The sequence below is a fragment of the Proteus genomosp. 4 str. ATCC 51469 genome, assembly GCF_003144375.1.
Lineage (GTDB): Bacteria > Pseudomonadota > Gammaproteobacteria > Enterobacterales > Enterobacteriaceae > Proteus.
On the sequence record NZ_PENV01000031.1, the window covers coordinates 1 to 25,374 of the forward strand.

The 25,374-nt window shown below is 41.9% G+C and carries 44 protein-coding genes; 6 read left to right on the top strand and 38 right to left on the bottom strand.

Annotated elements, in window-relative coordinates; all coding sequences use genetic code 11:
- The first annotated feature begins 392 nt into the window (after positions 1–392).
- Positions 393–956, top strand: coding sequence for a gamma carbonic anhydrase family protein (locus DK866_RS19205; RefSeq protein ID WP_109410197.1), 564 nt, complete (start codon positions 393–395; stop codon positions 954–956).
- Here the strand turns inward: DK866_RS19205 and DK866_RS19210 are convergent.
- From DK866_RS19210 to dprA, 5 genes are read right to left on the bottom strand one after another with little or no spacing between them, the layout of a single operon-like run.
- Positions 932–1,192: a DUF1488 domain-containing protein gene (locus DK866_RS19210; RefSeq protein WP_109410198.1), complete on the bottom strand. Its 261-nt coding sequence runs from the start codon at positions 1,190–1,192 to the stop codon at positions 932–934. The genes DK866_RS19205 and DK866_RS19210 overlap by 25 nt on opposite strands.
- Complete coding sequence (gene aroE, locus DK866_RS19215; RefSeq protein ID WP_109410199.1) at positions 1,189–2,013, bottom strand: shikimate dehydrogenase; 825 nt, start codon at positions 2,011–2,013, stop codon at positions 1,189–1,191. The genes DK866_RS19210 and aroE overlap by 4 nt, the downstream gene beginning before the upstream one ends.
- A gap of 5 nt (positions 2,014–2,018) precedes the next feature.
- Positions 2,019–2,588 carry an L-threonylcarbamoyladenylate synthase type 1 TsaC gene (gene tsaC, locus DK866_RS19220; RefSeq protein WP_109410200.1) on the bottom strand — a complete coding sequence of 190 codons (570 nt, stop codon included), beginning with the start codon at positions 2,586–2,588 and terminating at the stop codon, positions 2,019–2,021.
- A complete protein-coding gene (locus DK866_RS19225) occupies positions 2,581–3,138 on the bottom strand; it encodes a DNA topoisomerase family protein (protein ID WP_109410201.1) in 558 nt (185 codons plus the stop codon). Before DK866_RS19225 ends, tsaC begins: the two co-directional genes overlap by 8 nt.
- Positions 3,139–3,155: 17 nt before the next feature.
- Positions 3,156–4,301 carry a DNA-processing protein DprA gene (dprA, locus tag DK866_RS19230; RefSeq protein WP_109410202.1) on the bottom strand — a complete coding sequence of 382 codons (1,146 nt, stop codon included), beginning with the start codon at positions 4,299–4,301 and terminating at the stop codon, positions 3,156–3,158.
- A 133-nt stretch (positions 4,302–4,434) separates the two neighbouring features.
- Here dprA and def point away from each other — a divergent pair, with 133 nt between their 5' ends.
- From def to mscL, 5 genes are all read left to right on the top strand, one after another.
- Complete coding sequence (gene def, locus DK866_RS19235) at positions 4,435–4,959, top strand: peptide deformylase (protein WP_109410203.1); 525 nt, start codon at positions 4,435–4,437, stop codon at positions 4,957–4,959.
- Between the two features lie 26 nt (positions 4,960–4,985).
- Positions 4,986–5,933: a methionyl-tRNA formyltransferase gene (fmt, locus tag DK866_RS19240; RefSeq protein ID WP_109410204.1), complete on the top strand. Its 948-nt coding sequence runs from the start codon at positions 4,986–4,988 to the stop codon at positions 5,931–5,933.
- A 96-nt stretch (positions 5,934–6,029) separates the two neighbouring features.
- On the top strand, positions 6,030–7,298 hold the full coding sequence (gene rsmB / locus DK866_RS19245; protein ID WP_109410205.1) for a 16S rRNA (cytosine(967)-C(5))-methyltransferase RsmB: 1,269 nt from the start codon (positions 6,030–6,032) through the stop codon (positions 7,296–7,298).
- A 112-nt stretch (positions 7,299–7,410) separates the two neighbouring features.
- On the top strand, positions 7,411–8,787 hold the full coding sequence (gene trkA, locus DK866_RS19250) for a Trk system potassium transporter TrkA (protein ID WP_036933204.1): 1,377 nt from the start codon (positions 7,411–7,413) through the stop codon (positions 8,785–8,787).
- Between the two features lie 115 nt (positions 8,788–8,902).
- On the top strand, positions 8,903–9,310 hold the full coding sequence (gene mscL / locus DK866_RS19255; RefSeq protein ID WP_023583476.1) for a large-conductance mechanosensitive channel protein MscL: 408 nt from the start codon (positions 8,903–8,905) through the stop codon (positions 9,308–9,310).
- Between the two features lie 3 nt (positions 9,311–9,313).
- Here the strand turns inward: mscL and DK866_RS19260 are convergent, their stop codons facing one another.
- From DK866_RS19260 to DK866_RS19420, 33 genes are all read right to left on the bottom strand, one after another.
- Positions 9,314–9,520 (bottom strand): alternative ribosome-rescue factor A, encoded by a 207-nt coding sequence (locus DK866_RS19260; protein ID WP_072071080.1) that lies wholly within the window; start codon positions 9,518–9,520, stop codon positions 9,314–9,316.
- 50 nt (positions 9,521–9,570) lie between these two features.
- Positions 9,571–9,984, bottom strand: a complete 414-nt coding sequence (gene zntR / locus DK866_RS19265; RefSeq protein WP_109410206.1) for a Zn(2+)-responsive transcriptional regulator — start codon at positions 9,982–9,984, stop codon at positions 9,571–9,573.
- Positions 9,985–10,257: 273 nt separating this feature from the next.
- Positions 10,258–10,644, bottom strand: coding sequence for a 50S ribosomal protein L17 (gene rplQ / locus DK866_RS19270; protein ID WP_004246940.1), 387 nt, complete (start codon positions 10,642–10,644; stop codon positions 10,258–10,260).
- 37 nt (positions 10,645–10,681) lie between these two features.
- On the bottom strand, positions 10,682–11,671 hold the full coding sequence (locus DK866_RS19275; protein WP_006535513.1) for a DNA-directed RNA polymerase subunit alpha: 990 nt from the start codon (positions 11,669–11,671) through the stop codon (positions 10,682–10,684).
- A 25-nt stretch (positions 11,672–11,696) separates the two neighbouring features.
- Positions 11,697–12,317 carry a 30S ribosomal protein S4 gene (gene rpsD, locus DK866_RS19280; RefSeq protein WP_004246942.1) on the bottom strand — a complete coding sequence of 207 codons (621 nt, stop codon included), beginning with the start codon at positions 12,315–12,317 and terminating at the stop codon, positions 11,697–11,699.
- 36 nt (positions 12,318–12,353) lie between these two features.
- Complete coding sequence (rpsK, locus tag DK866_RS19285) at positions 12,354–12,743, bottom strand: 30S ribosomal protein S11 (protein WP_002919257.1); 390 nt, start codon at positions 12,741–12,743, stop codon at positions 12,354–12,356.
- A 16-nt stretch (positions 12,744–12,759) separates the two neighbouring features.
- Positions 12,760–13,116 (bottom strand): 30S ribosomal protein S13, encoded by a 357-nt coding sequence (rpsM, locus tag DK866_RS19290; RefSeq protein WP_036914623.1) that lies wholly within the window; start codon positions 13,114–13,116, stop codon positions 12,760–12,762.
- Positions 13,117–13,262: 146 nt separating this feature from the next.
- Positions 13,263–13,379: a 50S ribosomal protein L36 gene (gene rpmJ, locus DK866_RS19295; RefSeq protein WP_071788572.1), complete on the bottom strand. Its 117-nt coding sequence runs from the start codon at positions 13,377–13,379 to the stop codon at positions 13,263–13,265.
- 42 nt (positions 13,380–13,421) lie between these two features.
- Positions 13,422–14,744: a preprotein translocase subunit SecY gene (gene secY, locus DK866_RS19300; protein ID WP_006535510.1), complete on the bottom strand. Its 1,323-nt coding sequence runs from the start codon at positions 14,742–14,744 to the stop codon at positions 13,422–13,424.
- A gap of 7 nt (positions 14,745–14,751) precedes the next feature.
- Positions 14,752–15,186, bottom strand: a complete 435-nt coding sequence (gene rplO, locus DK866_RS19305; protein WP_004246944.1) for a 50S ribosomal protein L15 — start codon at positions 15,184–15,186, stop codon at positions 14,752–14,754.
- A 3-nt stretch (positions 15,187–15,189) separates the two neighbouring features.
- Complete coding sequence (rpmD, locus tag DK866_RS19310) at positions 15,190–15,369, bottom strand: 50S ribosomal protein L30 (RefSeq protein WP_036914634.1); 180 nt, start codon at positions 15,367–15,369, stop codon at positions 15,190–15,192.
- Positions 15,370–15,374: 5 nt separating this feature from the next.
- The gene (rpsE, locus tag DK866_RS19315) at positions 15,375–15,875 is read right to left on the bottom strand and encodes a 30S ribosomal protein S5 (protein WP_023583472.1); all 501 of its coding nucleotides are present in this window, start codon (positions 15,873–15,875) and stop codon (positions 15,375–15,377) included.
- 14 nt (positions 15,876–15,889) lie between these two features.
- Positions 15,890–16,243 carry a 50S ribosomal protein L18 gene (gene rplR, locus DK866_RS19320; protein WP_023583471.1) on the bottom strand — a complete coding sequence of 118 codons (354 nt, stop codon included), beginning with the start codon at positions 16,241–16,243 and terminating at the stop codon, positions 15,890–15,892.
- Positions 16,244–16,252: 9 nt separating this feature from the next.
- Positions 16,253–16,786, bottom strand: a complete 534-nt coding sequence (gene rplF, locus DK866_RS19325) for a 50S ribosomal protein L6 (protein WP_036933221.1) — start codon at positions 16,784–16,786, stop codon at positions 16,253–16,255.
- Between the two features lie 14 nt (positions 16,787–16,800).
- Positions 16,801–17,193 (bottom strand): 30S ribosomal protein S8, encoded by a 393-nt coding sequence (gene rpsH, locus DK866_RS19330; RefSeq protein ID WP_004246950.1) that lies wholly within the window; start codon positions 17,191–17,193, stop codon positions 16,801–16,803.
- A 32-nt stretch (positions 17,194–17,225) separates the two neighbouring features.
- A complete protein-coding gene (gene rpsN / locus DK866_RS19335) occupies positions 17,226–17,531 on the bottom strand; it encodes a 30S ribosomal protein S14 (RefSeq protein ID WP_006535503.1) in 306 nt (101 codons plus the stop codon).
- Between the two features lie 12 nt (positions 17,532–17,543).
- A complete protein-coding gene (gene rplE / locus DK866_RS19340) occupies positions 17,544–18,083 on the bottom strand; it encodes a 50S ribosomal protein L5 (RefSeq protein ID WP_036933223.1) in 540 nt (179 codons plus the stop codon).
- Positions 18,084–18,096: 13 nt separating this feature from the next.
- Positions 18,097–18,411 carry a 50S ribosomal protein L24 gene (rplX, locus tag DK866_RS19345; RefSeq protein WP_006535502.1) on the bottom strand — a complete coding sequence of 105 codons (315 nt, stop codon included), beginning with the start codon at positions 18,409–18,411 and terminating at the stop codon, positions 18,097–18,099.
- A 10-nt stretch (positions 18,412–18,421) separates the two neighbouring features.
- Positions 18,422–18,793 carry a 50S ribosomal protein L14 gene (gene rplN, locus DK866_RS19350; RefSeq protein ID WP_004246955.1) on the bottom strand — a complete coding sequence of 124 codons (372 nt, stop codon included), beginning with the start codon at positions 18,791–18,793 and terminating at the stop codon, positions 18,422–18,424.
- A 176-nt stretch (positions 18,794–18,969) separates the two neighbouring features.
- Positions 18,970–19,224: a 30S ribosomal protein S17 gene (gene rpsQ, locus DK866_RS19355; protein WP_023583468.1), complete on the bottom strand. Its 255-nt coding sequence runs from the start codon at positions 19,222–19,224 to the stop codon at positions 18,970–18,972.
- Positions 19,224–19,415, bottom strand: coding sequence for a 50S ribosomal protein L29 (rpmC, locus tag DK866_RS19360; RefSeq protein WP_064718511.1), 192 nt, complete (start codon positions 19,413–19,415; stop codon positions 19,224–19,226). Before rpmC ends, rpsQ begins: the two co-directional genes overlap by 1 nt.
- Entirely contained in the window at positions 19,415–19,825 is a 411-nt protein-coding gene (gene rplP, locus DK866_RS19365; RefSeq protein ID WP_006535500.1) for a 50S ribosomal protein L16, read from the bottom strand. Before rplP ends, rpmC begins: the two co-directional genes overlap by 1 nt.
- A gap of 12 nt (positions 19,826–19,837) precedes the next feature.
- Positions 19,838–20,542 carry a 30S ribosomal protein S3 gene (rpsC, locus tag DK866_RS19370; protein ID WP_109410207.1) on the bottom strand — a complete coding sequence of 235 codons (705 nt, stop codon included), beginning with the start codon at positions 20,540–20,542 and terminating at the stop codon, positions 19,838–19,840.
- A gap of 17 nt (positions 20,543–20,559) precedes the next feature.
- Positions 20,560–20,892, bottom strand: coding sequence for a 50S ribosomal protein L22 (rplV, locus tag DK866_RS19375; RefSeq protein WP_006535498.1), 333 nt, complete (start codon positions 20,890–20,892; stop codon positions 20,560–20,562).
- A 14-nt stretch (positions 20,893–20,906) separates the two neighbouring features.
- Positions 20,907–21,185, bottom strand: a complete 279-nt coding sequence (gene rpsS, locus DK866_RS19380; RefSeq protein WP_004246960.1) for a 30S ribosomal protein S19 — start codon at positions 21,183–21,185, stop codon at positions 20,907–20,909.
- Positions 21,186–21,199: 14 nt separating this feature from the next.
- A complete protein-coding gene (gene rplB, locus DK866_RS19385; protein ID WP_006535497.1) occupies positions 21,200–22,024 on the bottom strand; it encodes a 50S ribosomal protein L2 in 825 nt (274 codons plus the stop codon).
- A gap of 19 nt (positions 22,025–22,043) precedes the next feature.
- Positions 22,044–22,346 carry a 50S ribosomal protein L23 gene (gene rplW, locus DK866_RS19390; protein WP_004246962.1) on the bottom strand — a complete coding sequence of 101 codons (303 nt, stop codon included), beginning with the start codon at positions 22,344–22,346 and terminating at the stop codon, positions 22,044–22,046.
- A complete protein-coding gene (gene rplD / locus DK866_RS19395) occupies positions 22,343–22,948 on the bottom strand; it encodes a 50S ribosomal protein L4 (protein WP_023583466.1) in 606 nt (201 codons plus the stop codon). Before rplD ends, rplW begins: the two co-directional genes overlap by 4 nt.
- A 16-nt stretch (positions 22,949–22,964) precedes the next feature.
- On the bottom strand, positions 22,965–23,594 hold the full coding sequence (rplC, locus tag DK866_RS19400; protein ID WP_023583465.1) for a 50S ribosomal protein L3: 630 nt from the start codon (positions 23,592–23,594) through the stop codon (positions 22,965–22,967).
- A gap of 32 nt (positions 23,595–23,626) precedes the next feature.
- A complete protein-coding gene (gene rpsJ, locus DK866_RS19405) occupies positions 23,627–23,938 on the bottom strand; it encodes a 30S ribosomal protein S10 (RefSeq protein ID WP_001181005.1) in 312 nt (103 codons plus the stop codon).
- 348 nt (positions 23,939–24,286) lie between these two features.
- Positions 24,287–24,760 carry a bacterioferritin gene (gene bfr / locus DK866_RS19410; protein WP_109410208.1) on the bottom strand — a complete coding sequence of 158 codons (474 nt, stop codon included), beginning with the start codon at positions 24,758–24,760 and terminating at the stop codon, positions 24,287–24,289.
- A 77-nt stretch (positions 24,761–24,837) separates the two neighbouring features.
- Complete coding sequence (bfd, locus tag DK866_RS19415) at positions 24,838–25,035, bottom strand: bacterioferritin-associated ferredoxin (RefSeq protein ID WP_109410209.1); 198 nt, start codon at positions 25,033–25,035, stop codon at positions 24,838–24,840.
- A 221-nt stretch (positions 25,036–25,256) separates the two neighbouring features.
- Positions 25,257–25,374: hypothetical protein (locus DK866_RS19420; RefSeq protein ID WP_170110801.1), on the bottom strand; the 118-nt coding region annotated here is incomplete at its 5' end.

A 25,374-nucleotide genomic window follows, 5' to 3' on the forward strand; every position in this document is an offset into this window, starting at 1 on the left:
AGTCAAGAGTTTTTTCAAACTTTTTTCTTTTCTCTTCGCTGTCCTTCGTGGCTGTTGTCAGCTCATCGTCGGTCAGTGGATGCGCATTATAGGGAGATCTCGGATTAGCGCAAGTGTTTATTTCAATTTTTTTTCTGTTCGTTCTCTTTTTGAACTTTGCGTCTATTTTTGATACTAAAAACACCTTTTAAGTACAAAAAATATACGCCTTATCTTTTTATTGTCTATTCGGTATATTCTATCAATCATGCTTAATTGCTCTGCTTCTACTTTTAGTATCGTATTTTCGATCTTCATAGTAACGAATAGCAAGGATCATTCTCTCGTCAACTCCCCCTATCCACTGCTATGCTTTTCTTATATACAAAGCAAAATCAAGTACGAGGCAAATTATGGGGAAATCAACAATTCGGAACTACTTAAACCTTTCACCTTCTATTGGTAAAGATGTTTTTATCGACGAGACTGCAACAGTCATCGGCGATGTACGCATTAGTAAAGATGTCAGTATCTGGCCGATGGTGGTTATTCGAGGTGATGTGAATTACATAAGCATTGGAGAAAGATCAAATATCCAAGATGGTTCCGTTCTTCATGTCACTCATATTTCTCACAATGATCCTGAAGGTTTCCCTCTTATTATTGGTGATAATGTTACTGTTGGACATAAAGCAATGTTACACGGATGCACAATAGGTAATCGAGTGTTAGTTGGAATGGGATCTATTTTACTTGATGGTGCAATTATTGAAGATGATGTCATGATTGGTGCTGGCAGTTTAGTTCCACCAGGAAAACGGCTTGAGAGTGGTTTTCTTTACTTAGGTAGCCCTGTTAAAAAAATCCGTCCACTCTCATCAGAAGAAATAGAGCACTTTATTTATTCTGCTAATAATTATGTTGGGTGGAAAAATAATTATTTAGATACTCATCAATCAGCCATTGATAAAGAATAAATAGGATGAAGAGTTGATAACTCATATTCAGTAATCAGCTCTTCAAATTCTTCTTCAATGTCCCAACGATTTTGTTTAAATAATAAAATTCCGTCTCCAACACCAAAACGCTCAATAAGCTCTTGCTCTGTAATTTGACAATTAAAAAGCATTCCATTGATCATAACAGGAAACAGAACACAATTACTCTCAGCTAGCCATGTTTCACGATCTGGAAATTGAATAGACTGGTTCATTGATTCAATTTTTCTCTTAATACAGTTAAAACAGGATTAATATCTGGCACACGCTCATACCATAGTTCAAATGCATAGGCTGCTTGCCCTACCAGCATACCTAATCCATCGGATAAACGTGTGCTGCCATGTTTTAATGCATTGTATAAAAATGATGTCATTCCTGCTTGATAATAAAGATCGTAGCAAGCTGTTTCAAAACCATACACATCATTAGGGATAGGTGGTAAATCATTAATCATGCTAGATGCAGATGCATTTATGATTAAATCATAATGTTTATCAGCAACATCTTCGGGGGCTATCGCTCTAATTGTACCAAATTGACCAAATTCTTTTACCAGTTGCTCAGCTTTGGCGAATGTACGATTGGTCAAGGTAATATCACAATCATAATCAAGTAATGGAAGCAATATTCCTCTCGTTGCACCACCAGCGCCAATCACCAAAACGGAGCTAACTTTGCCAGGTACAATAAAATCAAGTCTGGCTAAATCCAAAATAAGCCCTTGTCCATCGGTATTATCACCAAGAAGAGTGCCATCATCCAGTTTAACAATAGAGTTAACAGCACCACATCCTTTTGCTCTATCTGTCAATTTATCAACAAAACGAAAAGCATCTTCTTTAAAAGGGACGGTAACATTAGCACCTCGTCCCCCATTCGCGAAAAACTGAGACGCTGTTTTATCAAATTCATTCAAAGGAACAAGTAAACGTCCATAGCCATACTCTATTCCAGTTTGTTTTGAAAAAAACTGATGAATGAAAGGTGATTGGCTATGTTCGACAGGATTTCCCATCACTAAATATTTTTCCATCAAAATCACCCTTGTCGATATAGTTCACCCGTTAATGCATCTCGAATTTCTGAAGGATTTTGTCTACCGCCAACATCGCCTTCAACAATAGGAATGATATCCTGAAATTGTGCTCTTACTTCTTCAACCGTACGACATGGTGGCAATCCACTTAAATTAGCGCTAGTCGAAACTAAAGGTTTTCCATAAGTTAAACATAGCTCTTTAACAATCGCATGGTCAGTCACTCTCACAGCCAAAGAAGAAAACTTGCCAGTTAACCACTTTGGTGTCGTTGATTTGGCGGGAATAACCCATGTAACTGGCCCTGGCCAAGATGCAAACATTCTGTCTCGCTGAGTATGTGTTAATGCACTATCATCAATGTAAGGTTTTAGTTGCTCATAATTATCAGCAATTAAAATTAATCCTTTCTCAATTGAACGTTGTTTTAATGCTAATAAGTCCATAACAGCGTGTTCACTATCAGGATCACAACCGACCCCGAATACAGCCTCTGTTGGATATGCGATAACTTTATTATTTTGTAGTGCTTCTATAATAGTGTTGTTTACAGGTGATGCTTCGTTATTCATGTTCTTCTCTTTTTGTTTGCGGCTTCCCACATAATTTGCTGGCGCACACTAATCTTACTCCCTGAGAAGACCTTTTTTCCATCAATAATAGATAATGACAATACTCACACTCGCCATTAACAGGTTTATTATTTAACACAAATTGACATTCTGGATATTGGTTACAAGCATAAAATGTTTTACCAAACCGAGACTTACGTTGTAATAGTTTTCCTTTTTCACATTGAGGACAAGGAATAATAGTTTCATCTGGTTTATCAATTTGTTCTATGTGTTCACATTCTGGGTAATTACTACAACCAATAAACATTCCAAATTTACCCTGGCGCAACACTAAATCTGCGCCACAACATTGACAAGGTTGCCCTTCTAATACTTTTATAATTTGACCATCACCTTGCGGCTTTGATGTTTTTATATAATGGCATTCAGGATAAGCAGAACATCCTAGAAAAGGGCCATGACCACCATTTTTCATGACCAATTCACTACCACATTCAGGGCATTTTTCCTGTTTAGGGTGCTGTGTAAACGGCATATTTTTTGCCATTGTTTTACCTCATACACTTATTCCAATCGAGTATAGCCACCAGCCACAATAACGACTTTTTCTATAAGCTCAAGTTCTAATAAAAGAGGAGCTAATTCAGATGTTGATAATCCACTATCATGAGCAATAACATCAATGGGTACTATTTCATTAAAACGTAAAAAGGGTAATATCATATCAATTGCTTGTTGTTGATTTGGTGTCAGTGGATCTATTTGAACATCCTTTTTTTTATTCTCAGGAACCTGTATAAACTTTTCGACTATCGACTCTTGTGGGGATTCATAATCACTAGTAAGCCACTGCAATGAACTATTTAAATATTCTAAAATATCATCTGGTGAAGATGCTAAATTTGCACCTTGCTTAATCAGTTGATGATTTCCTTCAAAATGAATATCTCCTAATAGCCCTGGTAAAACAAATAATTCCTTACCTTGTTGCAATGCATAGTTGGCTGTAATCAAAGAACCACTTTTAATCCCGGCTTCAATAATGAGTAATGTAGCACTTAACCCACTAATAATTCGATTACGTTGAGGGAAATGACGTGCTAAAGGCGGAGTCATTGGTAAATGTTCAGAAATTAGAAGGCCAGACTCTTTTATTTGTGTTGCAAGAGTACGATGGAATGAGGGATAAATATGTTCTAAACCACTTCCAAGTACGGCAACAGTGACACCATTATTCTTTAATGCACTTCGATGTCCTATTCCATCAATACCTTGAGCTAACCCACTCGTAATAGTAAATTCTTTCTTTACTAGTTCTTGTGCGAAGTAAGTCGCCCATTTATTGCCGTATGCTGTTGCATTTCGACTACCTATTAATGCAATTTGTGTGCTTATTAAATGTTTTCGATTTCCTGCAACAAAAAGCAAAAGCGGTGGTGATGATATTTGCTTTAATAAAGGTGGGTAATCTGAATCTGTAATAGTTAATAATGATGATTCATTTTTATCTAACCACTTTAATGTATTATTGACAGCATCTGCATGAAGTCTTAAAAATTGATGACTTTGCTGTTCTGACAAGCCACAACTTTTTAATTGTCTATAATTTAGTTGTGAGACTGATTGTAAATACTTTGCAATTTGAATTGCTTTATTAATCGGTAACCTTGAAACAGCATTAAGCCTTATCCATATTTCTCTTGCATCCATGCAGCATTATCCTAATGTTGTTTTTAGCAAACAGGATGAGTGCTAAACACACCAAATACTGTCAATCTAGATAATAAATGTCTAGAATAGACGTTAAATCCTATTCACATTTTAGAAACAGTCCGAATAAATTATGGCAGTGTTACACGTATTACATTATCCAGACGAGCGCCTTCGCACGATTGCAAAACCAGTCGAAAAAGTTGATGCCGAAATTCAAAGAATCATCGATGATATGTTTGAAACGATGTATTTAGAAGAAGGTATTGGTTTAGCTGCGACACAAGTGGATATCCACCAGCGCATAATCGTCATTGATGTCTCTGAAACAAGAGACCAAAGACTGGTATTAATAAATCCTGAGCTTCTTGATGCCGAAGGCGATACTGGTATAGAAGAAGGCTGTTTATCTATCCCAGAACAACGTGCTTTTATTCCTCGTGCTGAGCACGTAAAAGTAAAAGCGCTTGATTACAATGGCCAGCCTTTTGAATTAGAAGCTGATGACTTATTAGCTATCTGTATTCAACATGAAATGGATCATTTAGTTGGTAAACTATTTGTAGATTATTTATCTCCATTAAAACGCCAACGTATCCGTCAAAAAGTTGAGAAACTTGACAAGTTAGATAAAAAAAGAGCTAAAGCAGGACAGTAACAGTTAAATTGAAACAGGAAGAAAACGTGTCTGATTCATTACGTATTATTTTTGCGGGAACACCCGATTTTGCGGCTCGACATTTAGCTGCATTGTTATCAACCCAACATCGTGTGGTGGGAGTAATGACTCCTCCAGATAAACCCGCAGGAAGAGGTAAGAAACTGACTATTAGCCCAGTTAAAGAACTGGCGTTAACTCATGATATTCCTGTTTATCAACCGGCCTCTTTAAAACCAGAAGAGAACCATGCATGGATTATAGAACAACAAGCTGACATTATGATTGTTGTGGCATATGGGATGATCTTACCTAAAGCTGTTCTTGAAATTCCTCGTTTAGGTTGTCTAAATGTACATGGTTCTCTCCTTCCTAAATGGCGTGGCGCCGCACCTATTCAACGCGCTTTATGGGCGGGAGATAAAGAAACGGGTGTCACAATTATGCAAATGGATGTTGGTTTAGACACAGGTGATATGCTGTATAAAGCATCATGTCCAATTACAAATGAAGACACTAGTGCGTCACTTTATGAAAAACTAGCAGAACTCGGCCCTAAAGCTCTAACGACTACACTAGACCTGATTACATCAGGTAAAATAAAAGCCGAAAAACAAGATGATAGTTTAGCGAATTACGCCCAAAAATTATCTAAAGAAGAAGCAAAAATTGATTGGTCATTATCAGCAGAACAAATTGAGCGCTGTATAAGAGCCTTCAACCCATGGCCAATGAGCTTCTTTATGCTAGACGAACAGCCAGTAAAAGTATGGAAAGCACACGTTATTGCAGATGATACAAATCAACCTGTAGGAACTTTATTAAAAGCAGATAAAACAGGTATTTATATTGCGACCAGTAACGGTATTCTAAATATTACTGAATTACAGCCTTCGGGTAAAAAGCCTATGGCTTCTGCTGATTTCCTAAACTCCAAGCGAGATTGGTTCACTCCTGGGAAAATCATTCAATAATAATTCTAAACCCTGATACTTATGCTTATCAGGGTTTTCCTTTTTTCACGCCAATGTAACACTTCTCTGGCGCTCAATATTAAACGTTGACTCATTATGAAAACGTCATACAACTTACGTAGCATTGCAGCAAAAGCAATTAATCAGGTATTAGATCAAGGCTTATCTCTAAGTGCTGTAATACCAGAACTTCAAAAAAATATCTCAGATAAAGATAAAGCTCTATTACAAGAAATTTGCTTTGGTGTATTACGCACATTACCACAATTAGAGTGGATTATTCAGCAACTCATGGATAAACCATTAAAAGGTAAACAACGCATTTTACACTACCTCATTATGGTGGGTTTATATCAGCTTCTTTATACACGTATTCCGCCCCACGCAGCTCTCGCTGAAACAGTAAATGGTGCTGTTGCACTAAAAAAACCACAGTTAAAAGGTTTAATTAACGGTGTGTTACGTCAGTTTCAACGCCAACAAGATATCCTTAATGAACGTTTTCAAAATAGTGAAAGTCGTTTTCTTCATCCATCATGGTTACTTGCCCGTTTCAAGCACGCCTACCCTGAACAATGGATGAGTATTGTTGAAGGCAATAACCAAAAACCACCTATGTGGTTACGTGTTAACCAGCAACACCATTCACGGGAAGAATATTTGGTATTATTGACAGATAATGAGATTTCAGCCATTGCTGATGACAGCCATCCTTTTGCTATTCGTTTAGAAAGTCCATGTAACGTTAACCTTCTTCCAGGATTTGCAGATGGCTGGGTAACAATTCAAGATCGCTCGGCTCAACGTTGCGCTGAATTATTAGCACCAGAAAATAAAGAACAAATTCTCGATTTATGTGCGGCGCCAGGGGGCAAAACAACTCATATTTTAGAAATAGCGCCCCAGGCTCAAGTTTTAGCCGTAGATATTGATGAACAACGTTTGAAACGGGTACAAGAAAATCTTACTCGTTTAAAACTCAATGCAATCGTCAAAAGTGGTGATGGACGTTATCCAGAGCAATGGTGCGCAGGTATGCAATTTGATCGCATTTTACTTGATGCGCCATGTTCAGCAACTGGGGTTATTCGCCGTCACCCTGATATCAAATGGCTTCGTCGTAATGACGATATTGAGCAATTAGCTCAAATTCAAAAAGAAATTCTTCATGCTATTTGGCCATACTTAAAATCTGGTGGCACACTCGTTTATGCTACATGTTCTATTCTTCCAGAAGAGAACATACAACAAATTGAAGCATTTTTGACATCAACTAAAGATGCACAATGCCATTACCAACATCAATGTTTACCAGAAGAGGAAGGTGGCGATGGTTTCTTTTATGCATTGATCAGAAAAATATGATCCTGTGATAAAAGATGATATCGGATCTAAAAGACGCTACTATTTCAACGCAAGATCATCAAGATCTTGCGTTTCTTTTCTATTTGTTAATCGAATACTCTGAGAAATTACGATGAAAATTATTATCTTAGGCGCTGGTCAAGTCGGTGGTACTCTCGCTGAAAATCTTGTCGGGGAGAATAATGATATTACTGTCGTTGATACTAATGCAGATCGTTTACGCCAACTTCAAGATAAATTCGATTTACGAGTAGTCAATGGGCATGGCTCTCACCCAAGGATCTTAAGAGAAGCAGGTGCGGAAGATGCTGATATGTTGGTTGCTGTTACCAACTCTGACGAAACCAACATGATAGCGTGCCAAGTTGCCTATACCTTGTTTAATACACCAAATAAAGTTGCACGTATACGAGCTTCAGAATTTGTTCGAGAAGCCGATAAACTATTTTTACCCGAAGCTATTCCCATTGATTATTTAATATCACCAGAACATTTAGTTATTGATTATATTTATAAACTTATTCAATACCCTGGCGCGTTACAAGTGGTCAATTTTGCAGAAGGCCAAGTCAGTATCGTTGCAGTCAAAGCCTATTATGGTGGCTCCCTTGTTGGTAATGCTTTATCAACATTACGAGATCATATGCCACATATTGATACTCGTGTTGCTGCAATTTTTCGTCAAGATAGGCCTATTCGGCCTCAAGGCTCCACTATCATAGAAGCTGGAGATGAGGTCTTTTTTGTTGTCGCATCTCAGCATATTCGTGCTGTAATGAGTGAATTACAACGATTAGAAAAACCATATAAACGCATTATGATTGTGGGTGGTGGCAATGTGGGGGCAGGTTTAGCAGCAAGATTGGAAAAAGATTATAGCGTCAAACTTATTGAACATAATCAACAGCGTGCAACAGAATTAGCTGAACTTCTTCATGACACAATTGTTTTTTATGGTGATGCATCAGACCAAGAGCTTCTTGCAGAAGAACATATAGAACAAATCGATGTCTTTATCGCGCTGACTAATGATGATGAAGCAAACATTATGTCTGCTATGTTAGCAAAAAGAATGGGAGCAAAAAAAGCAATGGTCCTCATTCAGCGCAGTGCTTATGTTGATTTAGTTCAAGGTGGCGTTATTGATATTGCAATTTCACCACAGCAAGCAACTATTTCTGCACTTTTAGGTCATGTTCGCAAAGCGGATATTGTCAGTGTTTCATCATTACGCCGCGGTGTTGCTGAAGCAATTGAAGCTGTAGCTCACGGTGATGAGAATACATCAAAAGTCGTTGGTCGTCGTATACAAGATATCAAACTGCCACCAGGTACTATTATTGGGGCAATTGTCAGAAATGAAGATGTCATTATTGCAAATGCAAGTCACTCTATAGAACAGGGCGATCATGTGATTATGTTTATCACAGATAAAAAATATGTTCCTGAAGTTGAAAAGCTTTTCCAACCTAGTCCATTTTTCTTATAACGATTACGTAGAAATAAGAATAATAGTGATTGTTACTTATAATGGTCTACTATTATCATGTTAGATACTATATTTTTACATAATAAATCTATACTTAGATAAATAAGGGGTGGTTATGTCTTTTTTCAAAGAGTTTCGTGAATTTGCAATGAAAGGCAACGTTGTTGACATGGCTGTCGGTGTCATCATTGGTGCAGCTTTCGGTAAGATTGTTTCATCACTGGTTGCAGATATCATCATGCCACCACTAGGACTATTAATTGGTGGTATTGATTTTAAACAGTTTAGCCTTGTATTAAGAGATGCAAGTGGGGATGTTCCAGCCGTTGTACTAAATTACGGTATGTTTATTCAAACTGTTTTCGACTTTGCTATTGTTGCATTTGCTATTTTCTGTGCGATTAAATTAATTAACAAAACACGCCGTCAAGCAGAAGAAGCTCCGAAAGCACCACCTGCCCCATCGGCCGAAGAAACTCTATTGACAGAGATCCGCGATTTATTAAAAAATCAGCAGAAATAAAAACTAAAAGGCCAGTGATAACAATTGAAAGAATCTTTTGTTATCACTGGCCTCCCAGTTCCCCTTCTTGTTATGTTTCGCTTTTCTCATAAAACTGCCTTTCCCTTTCTTATTCTTTTCTACACGTTGTCTAAATAAAGGATCGTGAACCAACGCAGCTAAAGCATTATCTTTAATAACACCTTTTTGGTGCTGATATTTGCTAGACATAAAAACCTCTTAAATTGTTAAAGAACATAAAAAATAATACCATACAGATATTATTGCTTTGTAGCTCCAGATTCAAGTATTTCTAGAATTGAACAATAAGTACTCTCATGAGCACTACCACAACACGCATTACTCAACATCTTTAATGAATCTCGCATTCGCTCCATCTCTTTCAAGCGAATTTCAACTTCAGCTAGTCTTGCATCAACAATATTCTTTGATTCAACACAAGTATGATGGGCAGGATCAACACGAATAGAAAGGAGTTCAGTAATAGCATCTAATGTAAAACCCAACTCTTTTGCATAACGAATAAAACGTAAACGTTGGAGATCTTGCTCAGTATATAGGCGATAGCCACCTTCTGTGCGTCTATCATGATCCATCAATCCTTGTTTTTCATAAAACCGGATTGTATCTGTTGTTACATTTGCTAATTTTGCAACCTGCCCAATACGATACATGGATCATCCTCCATTGTTAATTATGAATAAGCATAGCAAATAACCAAAAGAATAGAATTGAAATATAGTGCGAAGCTTATATTACAAAATAGCAGTATGGTGAAACAGCAGAAAATAAATATGATACAACACAAAAGAAAGTAAAGAGGAATGCAAAAATAAAATATAAAAAGAGAAACCTTTATATCTTGTGAATGGCGTTTTCCAATAGATATAAAAAAACCGGATTAAAAAATCCGGTCTTTTTATTCGCTTCACTAAATAATAATTAAATTATTCAGCTGCTGCTTCTGTTTCAGAATCAGCACGGTCAACAAGCTCAATGTAAGCCATTGGAGCGTTGTCACCAGCACGGAAGCCACACTTCAGAATACGAGTGTAACCACCTGCACGGCTCGCAAAACGCGGACCTAATACTGTAAACAGTTTTGCCACGACTTCGTTATCACGAGTACGGGCGAATGCCAGACGACGATTAGCTACGCTGTCGGTCTTGGCAAGAGTAATCAGCGGCTCAACGACGCGACGCAGTTCTTTCGCTTTAGGCAAAGTTGTCTTGATTATCTCATGACGAACTAAAGAACCTGCCATGTTACGAAACATAGCCTGACGATGGCTGCTGTTGCGGTTCAATTGACGACCACTCTTACGATGGCGCATGACCTTATCCTTCTCAGTAAAACCTTAACCTGTGATCTTATTCATCAGCGATACTTGCAGGTGGCCAATTCTCAAGGCGCATACCCAGAGATAGACCACGCGACGCCAGTACGTCTTTAATCTCAGTAAGAGATTTCTTACCAAGGTTAGGCGTCTTAAGTAATTCAACTTCAGTACGCTGTACCAGATCACCGATGTAGTGGATTGCTTCTGCCTTCAGACAGTTAGCAGAGCGGACAGTCAATTCAAGATCGTCTACTGGGCGCAGTAAGATAGGATCGAATTCTGGCTTCTCTTCTTTAACTTCTGGCTGACGAACATCACGTAAGTCAACAAAAGCTTCAAGCTGTTCAGCCAGGATAGTCGCTGCACGGCGAATCGATTCTTCTGGATCGATAGTACCGTTAGTTTCCATCTCGATTACCAGCTTATCCAAGTCGGTACGCTGTTCAACACGAGCTGCTTCCACATTATAAGCAATACGCTCAACTGGGCTATAGCACGCGTCTACTAAAAGGCGACCGATAGGGCGCTCATCTTCTTCCGAATGAATTCGGGCAGAAGCCGGCACATAACCACGACCACGCTGAACTTTGATACGCATATTAATAGATGCGTTTTCGTCTGTAAGGTGGCAGATAACGTGCTGCGGCTTGACGATTTCGACATCACCGTCATGGATGATATCGGCTGCAATAACAGGGCCAATGCCAGATTTGCTCAAAGTAAGAATAACTTCATCTTTACCATGAACTTTTACCGCCAACCCCTTAAGGTTGAGCAGTATTTCTAGGATATCTTCCTGAACACCTTCTTTGGTGCTGTACTCATGCAGTACACCATCAATCTCAACCTCTGTTACCGCACAACCCGGCATAGACGAAAGCAGAATACGGCGCAGTGCGTTACCAAGAGTATGGCCGAAGCCTCGCTCTAATGGCTCAAGGGTCACCTTGGCGTGCGTCGAACTGACTTGCTCGATATCAACCAGGCGCGGTTTTAGAAACTCTGTCACAGAACCCTGCATTGTGTCCTCTCTTTGGTGCTAAGCCTTACTTGGAGTAAAGCTCGACGATCAGGTGCTCGTTAATGTCAGCAGACAAGTCAGTACGTTCAGGAATACGTTTGAACACACCTTCCATCTTAGCAGCATCAACTTCCAGCCATGTTGGCTTTTCACGCTGTTCAGCCAGCTCTAAAGCAGCCTTGATACGAGACTGTTTTTTCGATTTTTCACGAACGCTGACTACGTCATTCGGGGAAACCTGATAAGAAGCAATGTTAACCACGCGACCATTTACCATGATTGCTTTATGGCTAACCATCTGACGTGCTTCTGCGCGAGTTGCGCCAAAGCCCATACGATAAACAACGTTATCCAGACGACCTTCCAGCAGAGTCAGCAGGTTTTCACCTGTGTTGCCTTTCAGACGAGTTGCTTCTTTATAGTAGTTACGGAATTGACGTTCTAGAACACCGTAAATACGACGTACTTTTTGTTTTTCACGTAACTGAACACCGTAATCAGAAAGACGCGGTTTACGTGCGCCGTGCTGACCTGGTGCTTGTTCCAGTTTACACTTGGTGTCAATCGCCCGAACGCCAGATTTTAGAAATAAATCTGTACCTTCACGGCGGCTCAGCTTGAGCTTAGGACCCAAATATCTTGCCATTTTCTTTCTCCAACTTTCCTAAAAACGAAAACGTTATTAAACGCGACGTTTTTTCGGTGGACGACAACCGTTATGAGGAATCGGAGTCACATCAGTAATATTAGTGATGCGGAAACCAGCCGCGTTTAATGCACGGATAGTTGACTCACGACCAGGACCAGGTCCTTTAACCATAACTTCCAAGTTCTTAATTCCGTACTCTTTAACAGCTTCAGCGCAACGTTCTGCTGCAACCTGAGCCGCGAACGGAGTAGATTTACGAGAACCACGGAAACCGGAACCACCGGCAGTAGCCCAACCCAATGCGTTACCTTGACGATCGGTAATAGTAACGATTGTGTTGTTGAAAGAAGCATGGATATGAGCCACACCGTCAGAGACTTGTTTTCTTACACGCTTACGTGCACGAATAGGTGCTTTTGCCATTGTTCAAATACCCCGATTATTTCTTGATCGGCTTACGCGGACCCTTACGGGTACGTGCGTTAGTCTTAGTACGCTGACCGCGAACTGGTAGACCACGACGATGACGTAAACCACGGTAAGTACCAAGATCCATCAGACGTTTGATGCTCAGGGTAACTTCACGACGCAGATCACCTTCTACAACGTATTTGGCAACTTCGTCACGCAGCTTGTCGATTTGCTCTTCAGACAGCTCACTGATCTTAACATTTTCAGCAATACCAGCAGCTACACAGATAGCCTGTGAGCGGGTCTTACCGATACCGTAAATCGAAGTTAATGCGATTACAGTATGTTTATGATCAGGAATGTTAATGCCTGCTATACGGGCCACTATGCACTCCTAAATTAGCATTTATACAGTACCATTCTGAAAAGCCCGTTTTCAGGATACTCAAACAATACTGTATATATTATAAAAGATTGGGCTGGCTAATTTAGCCAGCTCAACCGAACTTTGCAAGAAAAAAATGCAATAAATTAGCCTTGACGCTGTTTATGCTTAGGCTCGACGCTGCAAATTACACGCACGTGACCGTGACGTCTAACAATTTTGCAGTTACGGCACATTTTCTTGACGGAAGCACGAACTTTCATTTTTACTCTCCGTAACTTCTAAAACAAATCGTTTATCAGTAATTAACCTTTAAGATTTGCTTTTTTCAATGCAGACTCATACTGACTTGACATCAGGAGGGTTTGCACTTGAGCCATAAAATCCATGATGACCACAACCACGATTAAGAGGGAAGTACCACCAAAATAGAAAGGTACTTTCATTGCGTCACGCATGAACTCCGGGATGAGACAGATAAAGGTAATATACAAGGCACCGATTAAGGTTAAACGAGTCATTACTTTATCTATATATTTAGCCGTCTGCTCTCCCGGGCGAATTCCTGGTACAAATGCACCGGACTTCTTCAGGTTATCTGCCGTTTCTCTTGGGTTGAAAACCAACGCCGTATAGAAGAAACAGAAGAATATGATTGCAGCAGCGTATAGTAACACATAAATAGGTTGACCAGGCTGTAGATTTAAAGAAATCGTTGTCAGCCAACCCCATCCTGTACCATCACCAAACCAAGAGGTTATTGTACCAGGAAACAGGATAATACTTGAAGCAAAAATTGCTGGTATAACACCCGCCATATTTACTTTAAGTGGTAGATGTGTACTTTGTGCCGCGTATATTCTACGCCCTTGTTGACGTTTTGCATAGTTAACAACGATACGACGTTGTCCTCTTTCTACAAAAACAACAAAGAAAGTAACCGCGAACACCAATACTGCAACCAACAATAACAGGAGGAAGTGCAGTTCGCCTTGCCGTGCCTGCTCGATGGTTTGACCAATGGCAGGCGGAAGACCTGCAACGATACCTGCAAAAATAATGATTGAGATACCGTTACCAATACCACGTTCAGTGATTTGCTCACCTAACCACATTAGGAACATTGTCCCAGTGACTAAGCTCACAACAGCCGTAATATAGAATGGTAGACCTGGATTAATTACCAGACCTTGCATTCCTGGCATATTCGGTAAGCCTGTTGCGATACCAATTGATTGGAATATCGCCAGCACCAAAGTACCATAACGGGTATATTGGCTGATCTTACGACGACCGGCCTCCCCTTCCTTCTTAATCTCTGCTAACCGAGGGTTAACCACTGATAAAAGTTGGATAATAATCGATGCCGAAATATAAGGCATGATACCCAGCGCAAAGATAGAAGCACGGCTAAGAGCACCACCAGAGAACATGTTAAACATTTCAATGATGGTGCCTTTTTGCTGATCGAGCAATTTGGCAAGCACAGTGGCATCAATACCAGGGATAGGAATAAAAGAGCCAATCCTAAAGACAATTAGTGCACCAAGAACAAACAAAAGTCTGCGTTTTAGTTCACCAACACCACCTTTAGCACTCTGAAAATCTAAACCTGGTTGTTTAGCCATCTGTCACTTATTCCTCAATTTTACCGCCAGCTGATTCGATTGCTGCACGGGCACCTTTGGTAACACGCAGACCACGAATAGTCACTGCACGGTTAACCTCGCCAGACAGAATTAATTTTGCAAATTCAATCTGTGGGCCAACAACGTTTGCGGCTTTCAGTGCATTCAGATCGATCACATCGCCTTCAACGTAAGCTAAATCAGACAGGCGGATTTCCGCAGTCACGAAAGATTTACGTGAAGTAAAACCAAATTTTGGTAAACGACGATATAAAGGCATCTGGCCGCCTTCAAAACCACGACGTACGCCACCGCCAGAACGAGACTTCTGACCCTTGTGACCACGTCCGCCAGTTTTACCTAAGCCAGAACCAATACCACGACCTACACGTTTAGGCGCATGCTTGGCACCTTCAGCCGGAGACAGAGTATTTAAACGCATCTCTTACTCCTCAACTTTAACCATATAGGAAACCAAGTTGATCATACCGCGAACTGCAGGTGTATCTTCGCGTTCTACAGTGTGACCGATGCGACGCAGACCTAAACCAGTCATAGTTGCCTTATGTTTAGGCAGACGGCCGATTAAGCTGCGTGTTTGAGTAATTTTAATAGTCTTAGCCATGGTCATTACCCCAGAATTTCTTCAACGGATTTACCACGCTTAGCTGCGACCATATCTGGAGACTTCATGCTATCTAAAGCGTCCAGTGTTGCACGAACCACGTTAATCGGGTTAGTGGAACCATAGGTTTTAGCCAGTACGTTACGAACGCCAGCCACTTCTAGAACTGCACGCATTGCACCACCTGCGATGATACCAGTACCTTCATGAGCAGGCTGCATAAATACGCGAGAACCTGTGTGGGTACCTTTAACAGGGTGGAACAGAGTACCGTTATTTAAAGCGACGGTTTTCATATTGCGACGGGCTTTTTCCATCGCTTTCTGGATTGCTGCCGGAACTTCGCGAGCTTTGCCATATCCAAAACCAACGCGGCCATTACCATCACCAACTACTGTAAGAGCGGTGAAGCTAAAGATACGACCACCTTTAACGGTTTTAGATACGCGGTTTACCGCGATCAGCTTTTCCTGCAGTTCGCCAGCTTGTTTCTCGATGTGAGCCATCTTACACTCCTACCTTAGAACTGAAGGCCAGCTTCACGGGCAGCATCTGCCAGTGCCTGGACTCGACCATGATATTGGAAACCGGAACGGTCAAATGATACTACTTTGATACCTTTTTCCAGAGCGCGTTCAGCAACAATTTTACCAACTACTGCTGCTGCTTCTTTGTTTCCAGTGTTTTTCAGTTGCTCAATGATAGCTTTTTCTGTAGTAGAAGCGGCCACCAAAGTTTCAGAACCGTTTGGTGCAATAACCTGCGCATAAATATGGCGAGGGGTACGGTGTACCACCAGGCGAGTCGCACCCAATTCTTGGAGCTTACGGCGTGCGCGGGTCGCACGACGGATACGAGCTGCTTTCTTATCCATAGTGTTACCTTACTTCTTCTTAGCCTCTTTGATACGCACAACTTCGTCGGCGTAACGAATACCTTTACCTTTATAAGGTTCAGGGCGACGGTAAGCACGCAGTTCAGCTGCTACTTGACCAATCACTTGCTTATCCGCACCTTTCAGTACGATTTCAGTTTGTGTTGGACATTCAGCAGTGATGCCTGCTGGCAGTTGGTGTTCCACTGGATGTGAAAAACCTACTGATAAGTTAACCGCATTGCCTTTAATAGACGCACGATAACCTACACCTACCAGTTGCAGTTTTTTAGTGAAGCCTTCGGTAACACCTACAACCATTGCATTTAACAGAGAACGAGTAGTACCCGCCTGTGCCCATGCATCAGCAAAACCATCGCGAGGTGCGAAAGTTAACTGGTTGTCAGCATGTTGAATTTCAACTGCATTATGGATAGTACGAGTTAGCTCGCCGTTTTTACCCTTAATCGTAATTACCTGACCGTTGAGTTTAACCTCTACGCCGGCAGGAATGACGACGGGTGCTTTTGCCACACGAGACATTCTTTCCTCCCGAATTAAGCTACGTAGCAGATAATCTCGCCACCAAGACCTGCTTGGCGAGCTGCACGATCAGTCATAACACCTTTTGAGGTAGAAACAACAGCGATGCCCAGTCCTGCCATAACTTGTGGCAGCTCATCTTTTCTTTTATAGATGCGCAGACTTGGACGGCTTACGCGCTGAATGCTTTCTACTACAGCCTTACCTTGGAAATATTTTAAAGTGATTTCCAATTCTGGCTTAGTGTCGCCTTCAATTTTAAAATCTTCGATATAACCTTCTTCCTTAAGCACGTTGGCAATCGCCACTTTCAGCTTGGAGGAAGGCATTGTGACCGCAACTTTATTCGCGGCCTGACCGTTACGGATACGGGTCAGCATATCCGCGATGGGATCTTGCATGCTCATCTGTCTTTACTCCCGTGATTCAATTATGGTAATTACCAGCTAGCCTTTCTAAGGCCCGGGATTTCACCGCGCATAGCGGCTTCACGGACTTTAATACGGCTGAGGCCAAATTTCCGCAGGAAACCGTGCGGACGTCCAGTTTGACGGCAGCGGTTACGCTGACGTGAAGGACTTGAATCACGTGGCATAGTTTGCAGTTTCAGAACAGCATTCCAACGATCTTCGTCAGACACGTTCACATCTGAAACGATAGCTTTCAGTTCTGCGCGTTTTGCGAAGAATTTCTCAGCTAAATTCGCACGTTTTACATCACGTGCTTTCATAGATTTCTTAGCCATGAATGCCCTGCCTTACTTGCGGAACGGGAAGTTAAACGCTGCTAACAGTGCGCGACCTTCATCATCTGATTTCGCAGTCGTAGTAATGGTAATATCCAAACCACGAACACGATCCACTTTATCGTAATCGATTTCAGGGAAGATGATTTGCTCACGTACGCCCATGCTGTAGTTACCACGTCCATCAAATGATTTAGCGGACAAACCACGGAAGTCACGGATACGTGGTACAGCAATAGAGATCAGGCGTTCAAAGAACTCCCACATGCGTTCGCCACGCAGGGTCACTTTACAGCCGATCGGATAGCCCTGGCGGATTTTGAAGCCTGCAACAGATTTGCGTGCTTTGGTGATCAAAGGTTTTTGACCTGAGATTGCTGCTAAATCAGCTGCTGCATTATCCAGCAGTTTTTTATCAACAATCGCTTCACCAACACCCATGTTCAGGGTGATCTTCTCGACCCGAGGGACTTGCATGACAGAATGGTAACCAAACTGAGACATCAGTTTTTGGACTACCTCGTCTTTGTAGTAATCATGCAGTTTCGCCATCGTATACTCCAAATTACTTGATAGTTTCTTTATTAGACTTGAAGAAACGGACTTTTTTGCCGTCTTCGAATCTAAAACCTACACGGTCAGCCTTACCGGTTGCCGCATTGAAGATTGCAACGTTAGAAACTTGAATAGAAGCTTCTTTTTCAACGATGCCACCTGGTTGGTTCAGAGCCGGAACTGGCTTCTGATGTTTTTTAACCAGATTGATACCTTCAACGATAACTTTACCAGAAGAAAGAACCTGTTTTACTTTACCGCGCTTACCTTTATCTTTACCAGTTAGCACGATAACTTCGTCTTCACGACGGATTTTCGCTGCCATTGCCTGCTCCTTAGAGTACTTCAGGTGCCAGAGAGATTATTTTCATAAACTTCTCGTTACGAAGTTCACGAGTAACCGGCCCAAAAATACGCGTACCAATAACTTGCTCGCTGTTGTTGTTTAACAATACACAAGCGTTGCTATCGAAGCGAATGACAGAACCGTCAGGGCGACGAACACCCTTCTTGGTGCGCACCACTACCGCTTTCAGTACATCACCTTTCTTAACTTTACCACGTGGAATTGCTTCCTTGATGGTAATTTTGATGATGTCACCTACATCTGCGTAGCGACGGTGCGAGCCACCTAGAACCTTGATACACATTACGCGACGTGCACCGGAGTTGTCGGCCACGTTCAGCATAGTCTGTTCTTGGATCATTTTAGTGCTCCGCTAAATGTCAACTACTACTGAGCCACTTCCACATTAGAAGAGGCCGTTCAATATCCCATAATACGAGGGAGCGGCATTATAACACCACATTCTCGATATGGACAGAAAAAATAAACGGCTCGTTCAGTTTTGAGCCGTTTATTTCGTACGAAAAGGCTATTTTATTACAGAACAGCTTTTTCTACAACGCGAACTAACGCCCAAGACTTAGTCTTAGACAGTGGACGTGTTTGACGAATTTCTACTACGTCACCAATTCCACATTCGTTGTTCTCGTCATGTACATGCAGTTTGGTCGTACGACGGATAAACTTACCATATAATGGGTGTTTAACCATACGATCGATAGCAACGACAATAGATTTTTCCATTTTGTCACTAACTACACGACCTTGCAGAGTACGGATTTTATCGGTCATTACGCACCCGCCTTCTCAGTCAGTAAAGTCTTAACGCGTGCGATATTACGACGCACTTGTTTCAACAGATGAGACTGTTGTAACTGACCACTTGCTGTCTGCATACGCAGATTAAACTGCTCACGCAGTAAGTTCAGCAGTTCTGTGTTCAGCTCTTCAACGCTCTTTTCGCGCAGCTCTTTTGCTTTCATTACATCACCGTCTTAGTTACAAAGGTGGTTTTGATAGGCAGTTTTGCTGCCGCCAGCTTGAATGCTTCACGGGCCAGTTCTTCAGGCACACCATCCATTTCATACAGGACTTTACCTGGCTGGATTAAGGCAACCCAATACTCAACGTTACCTTTACCTTTACCCATACGGACTTCGAGCGGCTTTTCAGTGATTGGTTTGTCTGGGAACACACGGATCCAGATTTTACCCTGACGCTTAACTGCACGGGTCATTGCACGACGTGCCGCTTCGATCTGACGTGCAGTCAGACGACCACGGCCCACAGCTTTAAGACCGTAAGTCCCGAAGCTTACATCCGCACCAGCAGCTAAGCCACGGTTGCGGCCTTTGTGCACTTTACGGAATTTTGTACGCTTTGGTTGTAACATCAGCGACTCTCCTTACTTGCGGCCTTTACGCTGCTGCTTTTTAGGTTGAGCTGTCGGTTGTTTTTCCGCCAGTTCAACTGCAGCCATACCACCCAGGATCTCACCTTTGAAGATCCATACCTTAACGCCGAGCACACCATAAGTGGTTTGTGCTTCTGAGGTATTGTAGTCGATATCTGCACGCAAAGTGTGCAGAGGTACTCGACCTTCACGATACCATTCAGTACGAGCGATTTCAGCGCCACCTAAGCGACCACTTACTTCCACTTTAATACCTTTAGCGCCCAAACGCATTGCGTTCTGTACTGCACGCTTCATAGCACGACGGAACATAACGCGACGTTCCAGCTGTGAAGTGATGCTGTCAGCAACTAATTTTGCGTCTAGTTCAGGTTTACGTACTTCGGCGATATTAATTTGCGCAGGAACGCCAGCGATATCCGCTACGTGCTTACGCAGTTTTTCAACATCTTCACCTTTTTTACCGATAACGATGCCTGGACGAGCAGTGTGAATAGTCACACGGATGCTTTTCGCAGGACGTTCGATAACGATACGAGATACAGATGCTTTAGCCAGTTCTTTAGTTAAGTACTGACGTACTTTAAAGTCGCTGTCTAGATTGTCAGCGAATTCATTGGTACCCGCATACCATGTGGAATTCCAAGGCTTGACAATGCCAAGGCGGATACCATTAGGATGTACTTTTTGACCCATTGCTAGTCTCCAGAGTCTCAGCGATCAGACACAACCACAGTGATGTGGCTGGTGCGCTTCAGAATACGATCTGCACGGCCTTTTGCACGAGGCATAATGCGCTTCATAGAAGGACCTTCGTCAACAAAGATCTTAGCTACTTTCAGATCATCAATGTCAGCGCCATCGTTGTGTTCTGCATTAGCAATAGCAGACTCCAGTACTTTCTTCACTAAACCAGCAGCTTTCTTGTTGGTAAAGGTTAAAATTTCCAGAGCTTGCGACACTTTCTTACCGCGAATCAGGTCAGCTACCAAGCGAACCTTCTGAGCAGAAGAACGAGCGTGGCGATGCATAGCGATAGTTTCCATCTCTTCCTCCTACCTTATTTTTTCTTAGCCTTTTTATCGGCTGCATGACCGCGATAAGTACGGGTCGGCGCGAATTCACCCAGTTTGTGACCAACCATTTCGTCGGAAACGTAAACTGGAACATGCTGACGACCATTATGGACAGCGATGGTCAAACCGATCATGTTAGGAAAGATCGTTGAACGACGGGACCAAGTCTTAACAGGCTTTTTGTCACCGCTTTCCACCGCTTTCTCTACCTTCTTCAGCAAGTGCAGGTCAATGAAAGGACCTTTCTTGAGAGAACGTGGCATGGCTTATCCTCTAATTATTTCTTAGTACGACGATGAACGATGAAATGTTCAGTGCGTTTGTTTTTACGAGTCTTCTTACCTTTGGTTTGAACGCCCCAAGGTGTTACAGGGTGTTTACCAAAGTTACGACCTTCACCACCACCATGTGGGTGATCGACTGGGTTCATCGCAGTACCGCGAACGGTAGGACGAATACCACGCCAGCGACTTGCACCAGCTTTACCCAGAACGCGTAACATGTGCTCAGAGTTGCCAACTTCACCGATAGTTGCACGGCAATCAGAAGGAACTTTACGCATTTCACCAGAACGCAGACGAATAGTGACATAAGCACCATCACGAGCAACGATCTGAACGTAAGTACCAGCTGAACGAGCTAACTGACCACCTTTACCTGGTTTCATTTCTACGTTATGAACTGTAGAACCAACCGGGATATTACGCATTGGTAAGGTGTTACCCGCTTTGATAGCAGCATCAACGCCAGACTGAACTTTATCACCCGCTTTCAGGCCTTTTGGAGCCAGAATGTAGCGACGTTCACCATCAGCATACAGCACTAAAGCGATGTTAGCTGAACGGTTTGGATCATATTCCAGACGTTCTACTGTTGCAGGGATACCATCTTTGTTGCGTTTGAAGTCAACAATACGGTAAGCCTGTTTGTGACCACCACCGATATGACGGGTAGTGATACGACCATTGTTGTTACGACCACCGGACTTGCTGTTTTTTTCCAGCAATGGCGCATAAGGTTTCCCTTTATGCAGCTCAGGGTTTACCACTTTAACTACGTGGCGACGGCCCGGAGACGTAGGTTTACATTTAACAATTGCCATTGTTCTTTACTCCTCCGACTTACTCAGCGCCGCCGACGAAGTCCAGATTCTGGCCTTCCTTCAGGGTGACGTAAGCTTTTTTCCAGTCGCTACGACGACCAATACGCTGACCGTGACGTTTCACTTTGCCTTTCATCAGCAGAGTGTTAACACTTTCAACTTCGACTTCAAACAGTTTTTGTACAGCTGCTTTAATCTCTGCTTTGGTCGCGTCTTTAGCAACTTTGAGAACGATGGTGTTTGATTTTTCCATCGCGATAGAAGCTTTTTCAGATACATGCGGCGCGCGCAGTACTTTCAGCAGACGTTCTTCACGGATCATGCCAGCATCTCCTCAACTTGCTTCACAGCGTCAGCAGTCATGACGACTTTGTCGAAGGCGATTAAGCTAACAGGGTCGATAGTTGCTGCATCACGTACGTCAACTTTATATAAGTTGCGCGCTGCTAAATACAGATTCTCATCTACATCAGCAGTGATGATCAGAACATCTTCCAGAGCCATATCTTTCAGTTTCTGTGCTAAAAGCTTAGTTTTAGGCGCTTCAACAGAGAACTTCTCTACGACGATCAGACGATCTTGACGTACCAGTTCAGACAGAATGCTCTTCAGAGCACCGCGGTACATCTTTTTGTTTACTTTTTGACTGTGGTCCTGTGGTTTAGCTGCGAAGCTAACACCACCAGAGCGCCAAATTGGGCTCTTGATTGAACCTGAACGTGCACGACCTGTACCTTTCTGTCTCCAAGGCTTTTTGCCTGAACCAGAAACTTCAGCACGGGTTTTCTGAGCACGAGTACCTTGACGAGCACCAGCAGCGTATGCAACGACTACTTGGTGCACAAGCGCTTCGTTAAAGTCACGCCCGAAGGTAGTTTCGGAAACAGTCAGCGCGCCTTGCGCGTCTTTCATTACCAATTCCATTCCTATCTCCTCGACGTTACGCCTTGACAGCTGGTTTAACGATCAGGTCACTGCCAGTTGCACCTGGAACAGCACCTTTGACCAGCAGCAGGTTGCGCTCAGCGTCAACACGTACTACTTCCAGGCTCTGAACGGTAACTTGTTCGTTACCCAGTTGACCTGCCATTTTCTTGCCTTTGAACACCTTACCCGGAGTCTGGTTCTGACCGATAGAACCCGGAACACGGTGAGACAAGGAGTTACCGTGGGTAGCATCTTGAGTACGGAAGTTCCAGCGCTTTACAGTACCAGCAAAACCTTTACCTTTAGATGTTCCAGTAACGTCGACTTTTTTAACGTCAGCGAAAATTTCTACGCTAATGCTTTGACCTACAGTATATTCTTCGCCTTCGTTCAGACGGAATTCACGTAGTAAGCGGCCAGCTTCGACACCAGCTTTAGCAAAATGACCTGCTTCAGGTTTCAGTACACGGTTAGCTTTTTTGCTACCAGTAGTCACCTGAATGGCACGATAACCGTCTTTCTCCAGATCTCTGACCTGAGTAACACGGTTGTTTTCAATTTCGATAACGGTTACAGGGATTGAAACGCCATCTTCAGTGAAGATACGAGTCATTCCTACTTTCTTACCGACTAAACCAATCATTGTTTCAACCTCTCAATCGCTTGATGACCTGATTAACCTAGGCTGATCTGCACGTCTACGCCGGCAGCCAGATCCAGACGCATCAGAGCATCAACGGTTTTCTCGGTTGGCTCAACGATGTCAACCAGACGTTTGTGAGTGCGAATTTCATACTGATCACGCGCATCTTTATTAACGTGCGGAGAAATCAACACTGTGAAACGCTCTTTGCGAGTCGGCAGTGGGATTGGACCACGAACTTGCGCACCAGTGCGCTTAGCAGTCTCTACGATTTCCGCAGTTGATTGATCAATCAGACGATGATCAAAAGCTTTCAGGCGGATACGGATTCTTTGGTTCTGCATGAGACCAGAGCTCCAACTATTTTTTATAAACGTAAATGATCACTACTCGTACCCATTTCGATTGATGAGAGAGTGTAATCGTTCTGCATATAACTCCCCAATCGGGAGTATTATATTTAATGCAATAAAAAATCTGCATTAGCTGATTAATCAGCCCCACTAAATCAGTGAGCCTGCGCATTATACTTGCCTGAGTGATGAAATCAAGCCAAGAATAAAGAATCATCGATAAAAATAAGTTTTATTATTTAAAAAATGAAAAAAGCAAAGGCAATCTTCATTCCCTTTGCTTTAAATGGATTTGTAAATATTGTCGATAAGAGAAAATTGATACCTTTTTATTGAGGACTATTCTTCAATAATCTGAGCTTGTAAGTAATTTTGAAGCCCCATACGTTCAATTAACTCAAGCTGTGTTTCAATCCAATCAATATGCCCTTCTTCATCAGTTAAAATTTCTAACATTAAATCTCGACTCACATAGTCATGAATAGAATCAGCATACGCTATTGCTTCACGTAAATCTTTGGCGCCACCAAGTTCTAATTCAAGATCAGAACGTAGCATCTCTTCAACGTCTTCACCGATATTCAGTTTGCCTAAATCTTGTAAGTTAGGAAGACCCTCTAGAAATAAAATACGCTCAATATATTTATCAGCATGTTTCATTTCATCGATAGATTCATGGTATTCCATTTCATTGAGACGAGTTAGTCCCCAATTTTTAAACATTCGGGCATGCAGGAAATACTGATTAATTGCAACAAGCTCACCACCTAATAATTTATTAAGGTGGGCTATCATTTTTTTATCACCTTTCATTTTTATACTCCTTTGCTTCCAGTCTTTTTAGTGTAGACCTTTTATACAAAGTGGAGAGAAAGGAAATTTAAAATTTGTTATGCAACTTCAGAAATTTGAGGGTAAAGGACAGATTGCTCACTTTCAATGATTTGACGAGCTTGACGTACACACTTACCGCAACAACTGCCAACGGGCAAGATCTTACGTAATTCATTAATAGTGTGGATTTGATGTTTGTGTACTGTGGCGATAATTTTTTTATCACTCACACCATGACAAAGACAAACGTACATAATAGCAACCTCATTAACTACTCACGCATCGAATAGTAAATGATAACTATTATGATTTCAATTTCTATTTAACTTAGGTGTTCTAATCTAATATAGAAACTAACATGATAATAAGAGAATAAGTTGAGGGCTAGATTTAGCTAAGATAAAAAGCGCTATTCTTAGATATAAAAAAGGGCATCAATGATGCCCTTTCTCTATAACTTAAAGTAGGTTAGAGATTAACCTAATACTTTAGCAACAACGCCCGCACCTACTGTACGGCCACCTTCACGGATAGCGAAACGTAAACCGTCGTCCATCGCGATTGGGTGAATCAGTTCAACGATCATGTTGATG

Excerpts from the sequence above, each read along its gene's own strand:
- rpsQ (WP_023583468.1), bottom strand. The coding sequence starts at position 19,224 with ATGACCGATAAAATCCGTACTCTGCAAGGTCGTGTAGTTAGTGACAAA.
- bfd (WP_109410209.1), bottom strand. The coding sequence starts at position 25,035 with ATGTACGTTTGTCTTTGTCATGGTGTGAGTGATAAAAAAATTATCGCC.
- DK866_RS19225 (WP_109410201.1), bottom strand. The coding sequence starts at position 3,138 with ATGGCAAAAAATATGCCGTTTACACAGCACCCTAAACAGGAAAAATGC.
- DK866_RS19260 (WP_072071080.1), bottom strand. The coding sequence starts at position 9,520 with ATGTCTAGCAAATATCAGCACCAAAAAGGTGTTATTAAAGATAATGCT.
- rpmJ (WP_071788572.1), bottom strand. The coding sequence starts at position 13,379 with ATGAAAGTTCGTGCTTCCGTCAAGAAAATGTGCCGTAACTGCAAAATT.
- mscL (WP_023583476.1), top strand. The coding sequence starts at position 8,903 with ATGTCTTTTTTCAAAGAGTTTCGTGAATTTGCAATGAAAGGCAACGTT.
- bfr (WP_109410208.1), bottom strand. The coding sequence starts at position 24,760 with ATGAAAGGTGATAAAAAAATGATAGCCCACCTTAATAAATTATTAGGT.
- rpsC (WP_109410207.1), bottom strand. The coding sequence starts at position 20,542 with ATGGGTCAAAAAGTACATCCTAATGGTATCCGCCTTGGCATTGTCAAG.
- rpsD (WP_004246942.1), bottom strand. The coding sequence starts at position 12,317 with ATGGCAAGATATTTGGGTCCTAAGCTCAAGCTGAGCCGCCGTGAAGGT.
- rpsE (WP_023583472.1), bottom strand. The coding sequence starts at position 15,875 with ATGGCTCACATCGAGAAACAAGCTGGCGAACTGCAGGAAAAGCTGATC.
- secY (WP_006535510.1), bottom strand. The coding sequence starts at position 14,744 with ATGGCTAAACAACCAGGTTTAGATTTTCAGAGTGCTAAAGGTGGTGTT.
- rplP (WP_006535500.1), bottom strand. The coding sequence starts at position 19,825 with ATGTTACAACCAAAGCGTACAAAATTCCGTAAAGTGCACAAAGGCCGC.
- tsaC (WP_109410200.1), bottom strand. The coding sequence starts at position 2,588 with ATGAATAACGAAGCATCACCTGTAAACAACACTATTATAGAAGCACTA.
- zntR (WP_109410206.1), bottom strand. The coding sequence starts at position 9,984 with ATGTATCGTATTGGGCAGGTTGCAAAATTAGCAAATGTAACAACAGAT.
- rplR (WP_023583471.1), bottom strand. The coding sequence starts at position 16,243 with ATGGATAAGAAAGCAGCTCGTATCCGTCGTGCGACCCGCGCACGCCGT.
- DK866_RS19210 (WP_109410198.1), bottom strand. The coding sequence starts at position 1,192 with ATGAACCAGTCTATTCAATTTCCAGATCGTGAAACATGGCTAGCTGAG.
- DK866_RS19205 (WP_109410197.1), top strand. The coding sequence starts at position 393 with ATGGGGAAATCAACAATTCGGAACTACTTAAACCTTTCACCTTCTATT.
- rsmB (WP_109410205.1), top strand. The coding sequence starts at position 6,030 with ATGAAAACGTCATACAACTTACGTAGCATTGCAGCAAAAGCAATTAAT.
- rplC (WP_023583465.1), bottom strand. The coding sequence starts at position 23,594 with ATGATTGGTTTAGTCGGTAAGAAAGTAGGAATGACTCGTATCTTCACT.
- rpmC (WP_064718511.1), bottom strand. The coding sequence starts at position 19,415 with ATGAAAGCAAAAGAGCTGCGCGAAAAGAGCGTTGAAGAGCTGAACACA.
- rplW (WP_004246962.1), bottom strand. The coding sequence starts at position 22,346 with ATGATCCGTGAAGAACGTCTGCTGAAAGTACTGCGCGCGCCGCATGTA.
- trkA (WP_036933204.1), top strand. The coding sequence starts at position 7,411 with ATGAAAATTATTATCTTAGGCGCTGGTCAAGTCGGTGGTACTCTCGCT.
- aroE (WP_109410199.1), bottom strand. The coding sequence starts at position 2,013 with ATGGAAAAATATTTAGTGATGGGAAATCCTGTCGAACATAGCCAATCA.
- rplF (WP_036933221.1), bottom strand. The coding sequence starts at position 16,786 with ATGTCTCGTGTGGCAAAAGCACCCGTCGTCATTCCTGCCGGCGTAGAG.
- def (WP_109410203.1), top strand. The coding sequence starts at position 4,435 with ATGGCAGTGTTACACGTATTACATTATCCAGACGAGCGCCTTCGCACG.
- rplN (WP_004246955.1), bottom strand. The coding sequence starts at position 18,793 with ATGATCCAAGAACAGACTATGCTGAACGTGGCCGACAACTCCGGTGCA.
- rpsH (WP_004246950.1), bottom strand. The coding sequence starts at position 17,193 with ATGAGCATGCAAGATCCCATCGCGGATATGCTGACCCGTATCCGTAAC.
- DK866_RS19275 (WP_006535513.1), bottom strand. The coding sequence starts at position 11,671 with ATGCAGGGTTCTGTGACAGAGTTTCTAAAACCGCGCCTGGTTGATATC.
- rpsN (WP_006535503.1), bottom strand. The coding sequence starts at position 17,531 with ATGGCTAAGAAATCTATGAAAGCACGTGATGTAAAACGTGCGAATTTA.
- rpsJ (WP_001181005.1), bottom strand. The coding sequence starts at position 23,938 with ATGCAGAACCAAAGAATCCGTATCCGCCTGAAAGCTTTTGATCATCGT.
- rpsK (WP_002919257.1), bottom strand. The coding sequence starts at position 12,743 with ATGGCAAAAGCACCTATTCGTGCACGTAAGCGTGTAAGAAAACAAGTC.
- rplE (WP_036933223.1), bottom strand. The coding sequence starts at position 18,083 with ATGGCGAAACTGCATGATTACTACAAAGACGAGGTAGTCCAAAAACTG.
- dprA (WP_109410202.1), bottom strand. The coding sequence starts at position 4,301 with ATGGATGCAAGAGAAATATGGATAAGGCTTAATGCTGTTTCAAGGTTA.
- rpmD (WP_036914634.1), bottom strand. The coding sequence starts at position 15,369 with ATGGCTAAGACTATTAAAATTACTCAAACACGCAGCTTAATCGGCCGT.
- rplO (WP_004246944.1), bottom strand. The coding sequence starts at position 15,186 with ATGCGTTTAAATACTCTGTCTCCGGCTGAAGGTGCCAAGCATGCGCCT.
- rplB (WP_006535497.1), bottom strand. The coding sequence starts at position 22,024 with ATGGCAATTGTTAAATGTAAACCTACGTCTCCGGGCCGTCGCCACGTA.
- rplD (WP_023583466.1), bottom strand. The coding sequence starts at position 22,948 with ATGGAATTGGTAATGAAAGACGCGCAAGGCGCGCTGACTGTTTCCGAA.
- rplV (WP_006535498.1), bottom strand. The coding sequence starts at position 20,892 with ATGGAAACTATCGCTATGCATCGCCACGCTCGTTCTTCTGCTCAGAAG.
- rpsS (WP_004246960.1), bottom strand. The coding sequence starts at position 21,185 with ATGCCACGTTCTCTCAAGAAAGGTCCTTTCATTGACCTGCACTTGCTG.
- rplQ (WP_004246940.1), bottom strand. The coding sequence starts at position 10,644 with ATGCGCCATCGTAAGAGTGGTCGTCAATTGAACCGCAACAGCAGCCAT.
- rplX (WP_006535502.1), bottom strand. The coding sequence starts at position 18,411 with ATGGCAGCGAAAATCCGTCGTGAAGACGAAGTTATCGTGCTAACTGGT.